The organism is Bradyrhizobium sp. WCU1 (assembly GCF_053474805.1).
Genome location: NZ_CM130280.1, coordinates 3,753,546 through 3,765,486 on the forward strand (window position 1 = coordinate 3,753,546; position 11,941 = coordinate 3,765,486).

The following is an 11,941-nucleotide window of genomic DNA, read 5'->3' on the forward strand; positions in this document are numbered from 1 at the left end:
GCACACATCTAGTTGGGTGGGGATTCCCGAATCGGTATTTCGTGTGATTCATATTGCGGCACTTCGGCTTTGGCGGAGGTGTCGACATGCTGGCGCAAATTGACTGGTCATTAGGTCGGTTCGGGGATCTCCGCCTCGATAAAGGGGGGCGGCGCTCGTCGAATGCATGGTCGCGGGCAAGGATGTCTGCCTGCGACGGCTGGCAGGAGGCATGCGTGCCCGGGAGGTGCGCTTCAACCGCTTTCTCGGCAATGCCAAGGTGACGACGACGCGGATAATCGAAAGCTGGAGCGATGGTACGGTAATGGCGGCCGAAGGCCGCCATGTGCTGGCGATCCAGGATACCAGCGAGATCAATTTTGCCACCAAGGCACAAAACCGGCGTGGCTTGGGCGAGATCGGTCATGGCAACACCCGCGGGGTGTTGCTGCACCCGATGCTGGCCGCAGACGCGGAAAGCGGCTGCTGCCTTGGCCTGTTGCACGGCGAGATCTGGACCCGCCAGGGCCGCCGCACCGTCTCGCACGACAATCGCGATCTGAAGGACAAAGAATCGCAACGCTGGATCGCGACCGCTCTGGCAGCCAAGCCGCTGTTGGCGAAGGCTGCGATGGTGACCATGCTGGGCGACCGCGAGAGCGACATCTTCGCGCTCTACGCCTGCGCCGCAGAACACCAGTTCCACGTCATTGCCCGGAGCATGCATGATCGCAAGCTGGCGGATGGCTGTGGCCTGTATGCGGCCAGCGAGGCCATGACCAGCATCGAACAACGGACCATCGTATTGCCTGCGCGAGCACAACGGCCTGAGCGGGCTGCGCTTCTCGATCTGCGCTTCGGCGCCGTCGAACTGGCCCGACCGCAAACCAAGTTCCTGCGCCATCTGCCGAAAAGCCTACCCTTGATCCTGGTCGATGTGCGCGAGATCGAGCCGCAGGCCGGGATCGAGCCGCTGCACTGGCGGCTGCTCACCACGCATCCGGTGACGAATGCAGAAGAGGCCTGGCGCATTATCGAATGGTACAAGCGGCGGTGGCTGATCGAGCAGTTCTTCCGCATCTTGAAGACACAAGGCCTCAAGCTCGAAGACAGTCAGATCGGGACCGCCGAGCGGCTTCTCAAGCTGGTCGCGATCGCGGCCAAGGCGGCAGTCATCTCCCTTCAGCTTGTGCAGGCGCGCGATGGTCGCGACAACCAGTCTGTCCGAATTGCCTTCAATGCTGGGGAAGTCGCTACACTTGCCGCCCTCAATCGCAACCTCGAAGCCCAAAGCAAGCGGCTGAGAAACCCGCACCCGCCTGACAGCCTCGCTTGGGCCGCCTGGATTATCGGCCGGCTCGGCGGCTGGGACGGCTATCCATCGTCCAAACCGCCGGGCCCCATCACTATGAAACACGGCCTGCAATACTTCCACGCCGCAGCCGCTGGATGGTCCCTCAGAGATCTGTGCATGCCCTAGCGCCTTCGCGGGGACGACGACGTTGTTGTGGATCGAGCCTTCAGCTCTCCCGCCGCTTCGAGCTGTTCCAGCGCTTCAGCGAGGTCCAGACGCCGCGCGACAGGCGGAAGGCATCGACCGGGCTCGACGAGCCCAGCGCCTCGAAGCGGTGCAGCTCGACGCCGCTCCACTGGAAGCCGCACTTCTCGAGGATGTTGCGCGACGACGGGTTGACGACGCGGGCGCCCGCGATCAGCTGGTCGAGATCGAATTCCTCGAAGTAGTAATCGATCACGGCGCGCGCGGCCTCGGTGCCGAAGCCTTGGCCCCAATAATCGACGCCGAGCCAGTAGCCGAGCTCGGCCGATGTCTCCTCGCGCCAGTCGATGCCGACCATGCCGACCGGCGTGTGATTGTTCTCGATCAGGAAAACGGTCTCGCGGCCGCCGGCGCCGAGCGCGCGCACGAATTCGATGGCGTCGTCCTGGGTATAGGGATGCGGCAGGCGGCGGGTGTTCTCCGCGATGCGGCGATCATTGGCGAGGCGTGCGATTGCTTTTACGTCCGCGAGCGTCGGCTTGCGCAATGTCAGCCGTTCGGTCTCGAGGACGCAAGCTCTTGCCTCGCGCAAGGTCGGCGTCGGGATGTCCTGCAACATGTCGAGCTCCTGTGATGCGACAATTGGTACGCAACGCTTGGAACGTCACGCGCGGTCGAACCGGATCGCGCGCAACAAAAAGGGGAGGCCGGTCATCCCGCCTCCCCTTGGAGCTCTTTGCTGCTCCGCCGGTTCAACAGGACCCGGCGGACTCATGTGTGTCCACCGTCTACTCGGCCGCCTGCGCCATCGGGATAACCGATACGAATGTGCGGCCATTGGCTTTGGCACGGAACTCGACATGACCCTCGACCTTGGCGAAGAGAGTATGATCGGTGCCCATGCCGACATTAAGGCCGGGGTGCCAGGTGGTGCCGCGCTGACGCGCGATGATGTTTCCGGGGATCACGCGCTCGCCGCCGAACGCCTTGATGCCAAGGCGCTTGCCCTTGGAATCACGTCCGTTGCGCGATGAACCGCCTGCTTTTTTATGAGCCATAGCTCGTCTCCGACTTCGCTTTGATCTCTAGATCAATTCCTTGACGGAATCATTTCACGTTTTGTCACGCTTCACATCTGAAGACGCGACGATCACCTTTTTGCGCGTGCCCGCGAACGGCCTATTCGGCTGCCTCGGCGGGCGCTTCGACCTTTGCCTTCTTCGGCCGCGGGCCGATGGTCGGCTTGGCGTTATCGGCGAGGATCTCGGTGATGCGAAGCACCGTGAGCTCGTCGCGATAGCCGCGCTTGCGGCGTGAATTCTTGCGGCGACGCTTCTTGAACGCGATCACCTTGGCGCCGCGCTTGTGCTGCAGCACTTCGGCTGCAACGGTCGCGCCCGCGACGGTGGGCGTTCCCAGCACCGGCGTGTCACCGCCGAGCACCAGAACTTCGCCTAGCTGCACGATCGTGCCGACATCGCCGGCGATCTTGCCAATCTCGAGTACATCATTCGGAACGACACGGTACTGCCGGCCGCCGGTTTTGATGACTGCGAACATCGTTTGATTCCTTCGTGTTCGGTTCCGGCCTCGGACAGATCGCCCGGGTCGGCTTTTTGTTCAGTCGCTATGGGTTATGTGTTCTGCGCGAAGGGAATGAATTCCCAAATGGTTCGCACAAAAACAATCGGCGCGAGAAATCCCCGCGCCGGATGGGCGGACTTATAGCCGCAAACGACGCAGAGTCAAGGTAAAGCCGGGCAAAAACCGGCCAAAGATGAAGGGTTTGGCGCGATTTCGGCCCGGATTGGCGGCTCAGGCCGCGGTCTGTGCCGCGACCCGCGCGTGGCGGCGGATCGCCTGCGGCGGCTGGCCCAGCACCCGCAGGAACGCCCGCCGCATCCGTTCGCGGTCGGCAAAGCCGGTCTCTATGGCAATTTCGTCCATCGAATGGCGGCCGTCGCCGATCAATTCGCGGGCGGCCTCGACCCGCAGCTGCTCGATCGCCTTGGCCGGCGACTGGCCGGTCTCGGCGCGGAAAGCGCGGCTGAACTGGCGCGGGCTAAGCCGCGCCACCTCGGCCAATTCCTCCACCGACAGCTCGTTGCGCAGATGCGTCTTGGCGTAGTGCAGCGCGTTCTGGATGCGGTCGGATTTCGGGTCGAGCTCGAGCAGCGCGGAAAACTGCGACTGGCCGCCGGTGCGGCGGTGATAGACCACGAGCTTGCGGGCCACCGAGCGCGCGACCTCGACGCCGAGATCATGCTCGATCATCGCCAGCGCCAGGTCGATCGTCGCGGTCATGCCGGCGGAGGTCCAGATCGGCCCGTCAACGATGTAGATGCGGTCCTGATCGACCTTCAGCTTCGGAAATCTTGCCTGCAATTCCGCGGCGAATTGCCAATGCGTCGAGACGCGCCGGCCATCGAGCAGGCCTGCTTCAGCCAGCGAGAAGGCGCCGATGCAGGGCGCGGCAATCCGCTGCGACTCCGTCATGGCGCGGCGAATGAAGCCGGTCAGCTTCGGCGACGCCGGATGCAGCTCGTGGCCGGCGCCGATGAACAGCGTGTCGAAGCTGCGCGCGCCGAAAGCTTCGGTCTCGACATTGAAACCGGCGGATGACCGCACCGGGCCGCCATGCTCCGACAGCAGCGTGACCTCATAGAAGGGGTCGCCTGCGATCAGATTGGCGACCTCGAACGCAGTGATGGCGGTGAAGCCCATCACCTGGAATTCCGGAAAAACGACGAAGCCGATCTCCTGCATGGAACCCTCCGACGTGAAATCGATGTCCTAAAAAGGTGTATATATGACATTTGAGACATGCAAGGGGACCTGTAGAACCTGATCAGCGGCCAAAACCGGCCGCCCAGGGTCAAACAGGAGACCAACATGACCAAGTCAGCCAAAGGAACGGCGCTCGTGACCGGTGCGTCGTCCGGAATCGGTGCCATCTATGCGGACCGGCTCGCACGGCGTGGCTACGATCTGATCCTCGTCGCACGTAACCGCGAGCGCCTCGACGGGCTCGCCAAGCGTCTCGCGGCGGAGACAGGCCGATCGATCGAGATCGTTGCCGCCGACCTCAGCAAGCGCGGTGACGTGTCGCGGATCGAAGCCATTCTGCGCGACAATGCCGGCATCAGCGTGCTGGTGAACAATGCCGGCGTCGGCGCCACCGCGCCGCTGCTCGCATCCGACGTCGACAAGATGAGCGACATGATCGCGCTCAATGTCGATGCGCTGATGCGCCTGACCTATGCCGCGGTGCCGGGATTCGTCGCGCGCGGCGGCGGCACCATCGTCAACATCGCCTCGGTGGTCGGCGTGCAGCCGGAGCTGCTCAACGGCGTCTACGGCGGCAGCAAGGCCTTCGTGCTGGCGCTGACGCACTCGTTGCAGCACGAGCTGAAGGACAAGAACGTCCGGGTCCAGGCGGTGCTGCCGGGCGCCACGGCCACCGAGTTCTGGGACATCGCCGGCACGCCGATCGCTCATCTGCCCGGCGAGATCGTGATGAAGGCCGAGGACATGGTCGATGCCGCGCTCGCCGGCCTCGACCAGGGCGAGGTCTTCACCGTGCCGTCGCTGCCGGAGGCCGCCGATTGGCAGGCCTATGAGGCTGCCCGCCAGAAGCTGATGCCGAACCTGTCGCGCAGCGTCCCCGCAGCGCGCTACGGGGTAACGGCCGCCTGAGACTATTCTGCGGTCTTTGCGAGATTGCGTCCCGCGCCCGGCCGAACGCCGCCGCGCGGGACGCAACCATTTGGGTTCCCCGCAGTTGTCTGACGGAACCTCAAGCGGGCAGGCGAATGGCTGACGACACCGGACTGACCACGGGCATCGCGCACCACGGTGCCGCGCGGCTGCCCTCCGTCGATATCGACAGCTTCAACATCGAGCTGAAGGACGACGAGGGCTTTCTCGGCGATCGCGCCTCCAAGGGCGCGTTCCGCAAGATCTTCGATCGCTGGCGCAAGCCGCTGCGCAAATCCGGCGAGGATCCGTTCGGCGACGAGCCGTCCGACAAGATCAGCAAGAAGAAGCTCGACGAGATGCTGGTCGGCGACGACACCGAAGCCTCCGCGGTCGTGCACAGCGCGATCGAGGAGTTCGCCCAGGAGCTCGCCTACGTGACGCGGCGCTTCCTCAACACCAAGGCCTGGGCCAAGACCGAGCGCATCGTGGTCGGCGGCGGCTTCCGCGACTCCAGGCTCGGCGAACTCGCGATCGCGCGCACCGACATCATCCTGAAGTCGGAGGACTTCAAGGTCGATTTGGTGCCGATCCGCTTCCATCCCGATGATGCCGGGCTGATCGGCACGCTGCATCTGGCGCCGTCGTGGATCTTCGAGGCCCATGACGGTGTGCTCGCGGTCGATATCGGCGGCACCAATATCCGCTGCGGTGTCGTCGAGACGCGCTGGAAGAAGGCGCCCGATCTCTCCAAGGCGACGGTCTGGAAGTCGGAGCTGTGGCGCCATGCCGATGACGAGCCGACGCGCGAAGGCGCGGTGAAGCGGCTGGTGAAGATGCTGAAGGATCTGATTGCCGCCGCCGAGAAGGAGAATCTCAGGCTCGCGCCGTTCATCGGCATCGCCTGTCCCGGCGTCATCAAGGAGGACGGCGGAATCGAGAAGGGCGCGCAGAACCTGCCGGGCAATTGGGAGAGCAGCAAGTTCAACCTGCCGGCGAGCCTGGTCGAGGCGATTCCGCAGATCGGCGATCATGATACCGCGATCGTGATGCACAATGACGGCGTGGCGCAGGGGCTGGCCGAGGTCCCTTTCATGCAGGATGTCACGCGCTGGGGCGTGCTGACGATCGGAACCGGACTCGGCAATGCCCGCTACACCAATCGCAGGAAAGACAACGGCAAGGACGACAAGAAGGCCGACAAGGCCAAGAACGACGATGGCGACAATGGCGAGAAGAAGACCAAAAAAGCCAAGAAGGCCGACGCCTGAAGATTTCATCCGTGGTCATACGGCCCGGGATCGCGCGGTAAGGTTGACCGGTTAGGTTAAGATCGGCTTCGCGTTGCCGATCCAGCGGGCGCCGCTACCGTGGACCGTGTCGCTCCCGCCGACCGGCGAAGCCGCACTTCCCGGCCTGCAATATTAAGAAGCGGCACGGGACCGCCAGTTTTTGTCGCGTCCTGGCGGTCCCACCATTCTCTCACCTCCAATTGATCCGCTCGAAGAACCCTGCGATCTCGGCGGCTGCGCGATCGGGGTCCTCGCGATGCGGGAAATGCCCGACATCGGGAAACATCGCGAGATCGAGGTTGGAGAAGGTCTCGCCCAGCCGGTCGGTCCATGAGTAAGGAAACAGCGGGTCGTGCTCGGCCCAGCGGATGCAGGTCGGCACCGTGATCGGGGGCAGCGCGGGCGCCTCGCCCTGCATCATCTTGACGCGCCCCGCATGCGACGCGCGATAATGCGCGAAGCCGCCGGCGAGGTTGCCCGGCTTGAAGAAATTGTCGGCAAAGTCCTCGATCACGTCGTCGAACGCGGCCTTGCGATGCGTCCAGTTGCGCAGGAAATGGCCGATGTAGGTGCGGCAGTTTTCACGGCTGGCGCCGACCAGCGCGGGCGCCATCTCCATCTGGTGGAACGACTGGTACCAGATGTGATTCAGCCGGTCCGGCGCGGCCATCCGTGGCCCGATGCCGGGATAGACGAAATCGAACAACAACAGCCCGGCGATGCGGTCCGGCGCCTTGCGGGCGAGCGGCTGCATCACCGCGCCGCCGACGTCGTGGCCGACCACACCGGCCCTGTCGATGCCGAGGGCGTCCAGCAGCGCCAGCATGTCGTCGGTATGCTGATCGGGGCCGTAAGGGCCCGTCGGCTTGTCGCTGTCGCCGAAGCCGCGCAGGTCGGGCGCGATCAGGGTGTAGCGGTCGGCGAGCCGCGCCATGACCGGCTTCCAGGTCAGCCAGAATTCCGGCCAGCCGTGCAGCAGCAGCAGCGGCTTGCCGCGGCCGGTCCGCACGACGTGGAACGCCGCGCCGTTGGCTCGAATCGTTGCATGATCCATGGTCCGCTCCTGCTGCTTCCGGCTCGCCCGTGCGCTGACCGCGCGCGAGGTGTCCCGCTAGCGCGTTGTTTCCGCGCACTTTCTCCCGTCATGGCGCTGCTTCGGCCGCGCCATGCGCCGGTGACGGAAATATTATTGCAGCGCCTTGTCTGTCCCGTCATCCTCGCCTAGAACACGCCCCGACCGCGGGTGGCGCAAATCACCCGGGCCATCGGAGAGGTGGCAGAGTGGTTGAATGCACCGCACTCGAAATGCGGCATAGGTGCAAGCCTATCGGGGGTTCGAATCCCTCCCTCTCCGCCACCCTTCGCCCGATCCGAACCCGCCAGAGCTATCCGGCTGTGCCGGAGCAGGAGACCGCGGCTGGCCGTGACCCGGTCCGCGGCGCGTGACGACAAGCCGATGACCACTGACATTCCAACCATCAGCACCGCTCGTTTGACGCTTCGTCCGCAGGCGATCGATGACTTCCCCGCTTACCTCGCGTTCCTGGCCTCGCCGCGCTCCGCCGGCATGGGCGGGCCGTTCGATGTCCGCGCGGCGTGGGGGATGTTTTGTCACGATCTGGCGTGCTGGCGCCTGTTCGGGCATGGCGCGCTGATGATCGAACTCACCGCGTCGAAGCAGTGCATCGGCCAGGTCGGCATCAACCACGGGCCGCTGTTTCCGGAGCAGGAGCTCGGCTGGCTGCTCTATGACGGGCATGAGGGGCATGGCTACGCCACCGAAGCGGCGCGTGCATTGCGCGACTGGGCGTTTGCGACGCTGAAGCTTTCGACGCTCGTCAGCTACATGGCGCCGGACAATGCGATGTCGGCTGCGGTGGCGAAGCGGTTGGGCGGTGTGCTCGATCCGTCGGCGCCGCGCGAAGACCCCGACGATCTCGTCTATCGCTATCGGGTGCGCTGAACGGTCAGTTCGCCATCCCGTCACTTCAGGCACGTTCTGCAACTTGTCGGGATTGTGGGTCGCACAACAGCAACGATCCACTCGCCTTCGACCTGCAAGGCGGTCGCTTGGACAAGGTCGTCCTCGATGGTGATGAAGCCGGGCGAGAAATCTATTGATCCGAAGCAGCCAACTGCGCCGTTTGGCGTCCGCCGTTCAACTCTCTCAACTGGTTCACGTATTCCTCAGGCTTCAACAAATGGAATGGAGCTTTCAGACCCATGAAGTTGGCGATGCGACCAATAAAGGCCGTGCAATTGGTCGTCTCCGCATTCCAAACAGGCGAGGTCGCCTGGAGGTGCTTGATATACGCAAAAACCTTCTTCGCGTCGGCCTCACTCAGGTAAACGCGATAGCTGGCCGTCAAATACTGCTCGTCGAGGTCACCGTAACTTGCTCCGGTTTCGGAGGGCACCCAAGTCAGATGTCCCAGCACATAAGGCAGGACATCGCCTGCCGGATGCAGCCCCGCGACCTCGACCTGCTTTTCGCTTGTCTTGCCGTACCAGACAAACGCATGCCCATAGGAAGCCGCCGTGCGGGCACGAAAGTCGACGTAGTATGGCCCTTTGACTGAAGCCCTTCGAGCCGGCTTCGCGGCTGCTTCGGAGGCGGGACCGTTCGGACCAGCGACGGCCGCTGCCACAACCGCTCTCGTCGACGGCTTGCGCGGCTTGTCCTGCGGCAGCGGCGCTTGATCCGATTGCGCCGCCAATTGCTGCGCATGACCGATGCCGGCTTCCAAAGTCATGGAAGCCACAATGACACCAATTCCGGCAAGCAACCGCAAGCCGTTCCGTTTCCGGTTGGATTCTGGCACGTTCAAGCCCTCACAAGGGTAGTCAATCCCAAGCAGCGCCTTGCTGCCCGAGCTATCCCTTCGTCACGATCGGAGCAGGAGCTTTTCCGACCGGGTACTTGCCGACGGGGGACTTGCCAACCGGATACTTGCCGATCGGTGCCTTGCCAATCGGAGCCGTTTCCGCAACCGGCTGCGGGTGGGGGAGGTCTGCCGCGCTGACAGCAGCCATGAAACCGAATGTCGCAACTCCAGCAACCAGGAACTTCAGCATCGTGATCTCCAAGATGGGTAGCGTCAATATGAACAGATTACCCTCTAACGGCGATGGCGTAATTAACGCTCTCGCAAAGCTGGTGCTCGCGCGGTCGTTTCCTTGCCGAGTGTGGCAAAAACGGCACGGGGCTGTCGCTTTGCGTGTGTATCCGGACGTGAGTTCGGCGAGAGCAGCCTGCAAGCCGGTTCAGAAAAGCCGCGGCAAAAGGCGTCCGGTCCGGGCCATATACTGGCGATACTCGTCGCCGAAGGTGTCCACCATCATCTGCTCTTCTTTGGCAATCCGCCCGAAAAACAAGGTTCCAAATCCGATCAGGCCAGCGAAACCAGCCACCCAGTTGGGGAGCAGCAATGCCTGAGCAACAGCCCAGAGCCAGAACGCGGTATACATCGGATGGCGAATTCTCCGATAAATACCGTCTGTGATCAGGCGATGATTCTCCCGCACGTCGAGGCTTACGGACCAATTCCGACCAAGGGCTCGGTGAGTCAGCCGGAACATGACCAGCGCCGCAACCGCGACCAAAACACCCAGCCAGGCTTGAGCCGGCCGGAAGGCGTATGATGCGAAATGAGGCATGGCCGTCGCGGTGTAGATGAGTGGCACAATGCCAAGACCCGTGAGCGATATCAGCAGCAGGGTGTTTTCGCGCCAGCCTCGGGCGCTCCTCGTGACCTTTTCACGGCGAGCTCGACGCGCGTGTCTGTAGCGGATGAGATACCAACCGACCGCCATCATCACGAACACGAACTTGGCAATATCGGGCGTCATCGTGGACCACGCGCTTGTGTCGCTGGCGCCGCATCTTCGCCGATCATCGAAAGGGTGCCATCCTTGGCGAGCGTCCAGGATCTGACAGAAACAGGTCCACAGACCGGCATCAACCAATCATACAGCGCTTGCGGGTCGTTTCCAGCGATTAGTTGGCAGTCCGACAGGTTGGATCCCGGGCGGATGCGTTGCCGGGTTTGCACCGTTGCCGGATAGCACGACGCCGGCACGGAAAGGCTTTTTCTATCTCGCGCGCGGCGAAGCCACGGTGGCCCTCCGGTCTATCTCCAACACGCGCGGGAGCAACTGCGACGCTATGAAGGCATGCCCCGCATCCGTGAGGTGAATGAGGTCGAAAGCGTAGTACTGCGCAGGAATGTCTTCGTCATACAAAATGACTTTGATGGCGCGATCACGGAGCCGCCGCTCCATCGCCGCGATGTTGGCCGCCCGCTGCTCCTTCGTGACGAGGAAGCGCCTGTCGTTGCCTCCAGGCTGCAAGATGACGATGTCGGTCCCCTTTGGCACATCGCTGTCAATGCGCTTGAGCATCCCGGCGGTGGTGTCAAAGGGCACTCCGGCATTGGCGACGGTCGCGTTGACGCCCTTTTCTCTCAGCAAGGCCTCCAGCTTGGCCGGGTAGGCGCCTTGCTTCCCGACGTACCAGCCCTGGGTGTTGCTTGCGCCGACTGCCACGATGTGAATCGGCTTGGAGAAGGCTGCGCACACGGTCGCCGCGCAACACAGGGCGATCGCGATTGAGAGTTTTCTGAATGGCGTCACTGAGTCCCTCTCCGGCTTGAAGTGCTCAAGAAAACAACACCGACACCGGGCTCCTTCAAGGACCTAATCTAAGCCTCACACCTTGCGTCAACACCAACTTCAAATGGTCTTTCGGGTGGTATGCTAGGAAGTGGTCGAAGCCCGGGCTGCAGGTGAAACCAGGTTCGAAGGCCCCTGATTTCTTCGTGGGTGCGCGACAGCCGATCCGATTGAGCGGACCTTTCGTAGCACCATGTTATGCAACGCTGGGTCCTTATCGATGTTAAAGTGAGTGATGTTTACGTCACGAACATAAAAATTTGTCAGCTCCCCCCGGAAACCGGGTCCGCGACCGATTCGAACGCTTTCACTCTTGTACAGATTCAGAACGCGCCCGACATTGGCCGATGCCATATGCGACGATGTTCCGTCAAATGGAACAACCAGCGCAACGGGCACGCCCATTTGACCAAGGTACTCTGCCATCGACATCACGGCATCTGCACCAAGAGAGTGCCCCACCAGGATGATAGGCCCGCGCTGGCCTGCCCTATATCTCTCGATGATGTCGTCGGCGACGCTTCGCCATTGGGTATGATTTGCAACAACTGCGGCAACGCCAGCCGCTTGCAGCTGGGCGGCAAGGCTGTCCATGCCCAACGAAAAGACGTTCAGTAGTCCGCGGAACAAGTAAACGTGCGCCGTAGAAGACGGCATGCGAGCGGGCGAACTGATCGATCTCAGCGCAACCCTCGTTCCGGGCTTCGCCTGAGCCCCGTTGTTCAAAAACAAGCTGCTTGCAAAAACAATCATCAAGCCGGCGCAAATCAGCGCTGCGCTGTGCCGCACTCTCTCCATCTTCAGA

At 62.7% G+C, this 11,941-nt stretch carries 14 protein-coding genes and 1 tRNA gene; 5 read left to right on the forward strand and 10 right to left on the reverse strand.

What is annotated here, in order from left to right; translation table 11 throughout:
- Positions 1–166 precede the first annotated feature (166 nt).
- Positions 167–1,459, forward strand: coding sequence for an IS4 family transposase (locus tag ACTUWL_RS17485; RefSeq protein ID WP_110201936.1), 1,293 nt, complete (start codon positions 167–169; stop codon positions 1,457–1,459).
- Positions 1,460–1,499: 40 nt separating this feature from the next.
- Here ACTUWL_RS17485 and ACTUWL_RS17490 read toward each other — a convergent pair whose 3' ends face one another.
- From ACTUWL_RS17490 to ACTUWL_RS17505, 4 genes are all read right to left on the reverse strand, one after another.
- Positions 1,500–2,096 (reverse strand): GNAT family N-acetyltransferase, encoded by a 597-nt coding sequence (locus ACTUWL_RS17490; protein ID WP_021080921.1) that lies wholly within the window; start codon positions 2,094–2,096, stop codon positions 1,500–1,502.
- 169 nt (positions 2,097–2,265) lie between these two features.
- Entirely contained in the window at positions 2,266–2,535 is a 270-nt protein-coding gene (rpmA, locus tag ACTUWL_RS17495) for a 50S ribosomal protein L27 (RefSeq protein WP_021080922.1), read from the reverse strand.
- A gap of 121 nt (positions 2,536–2,656) precedes the next feature.
- On the reverse strand, positions 2,657–3,037 hold the full coding sequence (gene rplU, locus ACTUWL_RS17500) for a 50S ribosomal protein L21 (RefSeq protein ID WP_021080923.1): 381 nt from the start codon (positions 3,035–3,037) through the stop codon (positions 2,657–2,659).
- 255 nt (positions 3,038–3,292) lie between these two features.
- A complete protein-coding gene (locus ACTUWL_RS17505) occupies positions 3,293–4,243 on the reverse strand; it encodes a GlxA family transcriptional regulator (RefSeq protein WP_021080924.1) in 951 nt (316 codons plus the stop codon).
- Between the two features lie 126 nt (positions 4,244–4,369).
- Between ACTUWL_RS17505 and ACTUWL_RS17510 the strand changes: the two genes are divergently transcribed.
- Positions 4,370–5,173 (forward strand): SDR family NAD(P)-dependent oxidoreductase, encoded by an 804-nt coding sequence (locus ACTUWL_RS17510; RefSeq protein WP_021080925.1) that lies wholly within the window; start codon positions 4,370–4,372, stop codon positions 5,171–5,173.
- A 116-nt stretch (positions 5,174–5,289) separates the two neighbouring features.
- Positions 5,290–6,444: an ROK family protein gene (locus tag ACTUWL_RS17515; protein ID WP_021080926.1), complete on the forward strand. Its 1,155-nt coding sequence runs from the start codon at positions 5,290–5,292 to the stop codon at positions 6,442–6,444.
- 211 nt (positions 6,445–6,655) lie between these two features.
- Here the strand turns inward: ACTUWL_RS17515 and ACTUWL_RS17520 are convergent, their stop codons facing one another.
- Positions 6,656–7,519 carry an alpha/beta fold hydrolase gene (locus tag ACTUWL_RS17520; RefSeq protein WP_021080927.1) on the reverse strand — a complete coding sequence of 288 codons (864 nt, stop codon included), beginning with the start codon at positions 7,517–7,519 and terminating at the stop codon, positions 6,656–6,658.
- 213 nt (positions 7,520–7,732) lie between these two features.
- Between ACTUWL_RS17520 and ACTUWL_RS17525 the strand changes: the two genes are divergently transcribed.
- A tRNA-Ser gene (locus ACTUWL_RS17525) sits at positions 7,733–7,822 on the forward strand.
- A 66-nt stretch (positions 7,823–7,888) separates the two neighbouring features.
- On the forward strand, positions 7,889–8,428 hold the full coding sequence (locus ACTUWL_RS17530) for a GNAT family N-acetyltransferase (RefSeq protein WP_021080928.1): 540 nt from the start codon (positions 7,889–7,891) through the stop codon (positions 8,426–8,428).
- A gap of 151 nt (positions 8,429–8,579) precedes the next feature.
- On the opposite strand, the gene ACTUWL_RS17535 is transcribed toward ACTUWL_RS17530, so the two are convergent.
- From ACTUWL_RS17535 to ACTUWL_RS17555, 5 genes are all read right to left on the reverse strand, one after another.
- A complete protein-coding gene (locus tag ACTUWL_RS17535; protein WP_021080929.1) occupies positions 8,580–9,287 on the reverse strand; it encodes a hypothetical protein in 708 nt (235 codons plus the stop codon).
- A gap of 52 nt (positions 9,288–9,339) precedes the next feature.
- Complete coding sequence (locus ACTUWL_RS17540; protein WP_021080930.1) at positions 9,340–9,540, reverse strand: hypothetical protein; 201 nt, start codon at positions 9,538–9,540, stop codon at positions 9,340–9,342.
- Between the two features lie 189 nt (positions 9,541–9,729).
- Positions 9,730–10,314, reverse strand: a complete 585-nt coding sequence (locus ACTUWL_RS17545) for a protein-S-isoprenylcysteine O-methyltransferase (protein ID WP_021080931.1) — start codon at positions 10,312–10,314, stop codon at positions 9,730–9,732.
- Between the two features lie 243 nt (positions 10,315–10,557).
- Entirely contained in the window at positions 10,558–11,097 is a 540-nt protein-coding gene (locus ACTUWL_RS17550) for an SGNH/GDSL hydrolase family protein (protein ID WP_021080932.1), read from the reverse strand.
- Positions 11,098–11,220: 123 nt separating this feature from the next.
- On the reverse strand, positions 11,221–11,934 hold the full coding sequence (locus tag ACTUWL_RS17555; protein WP_021080933.1) for a thioesterase domain-containing protein: 714 nt from the start codon (positions 11,932–11,934) through the stop codon (positions 11,221–11,223).
- Between the last annotated feature and the right edge of the window lie 7 nt (positions 11,935–11,941).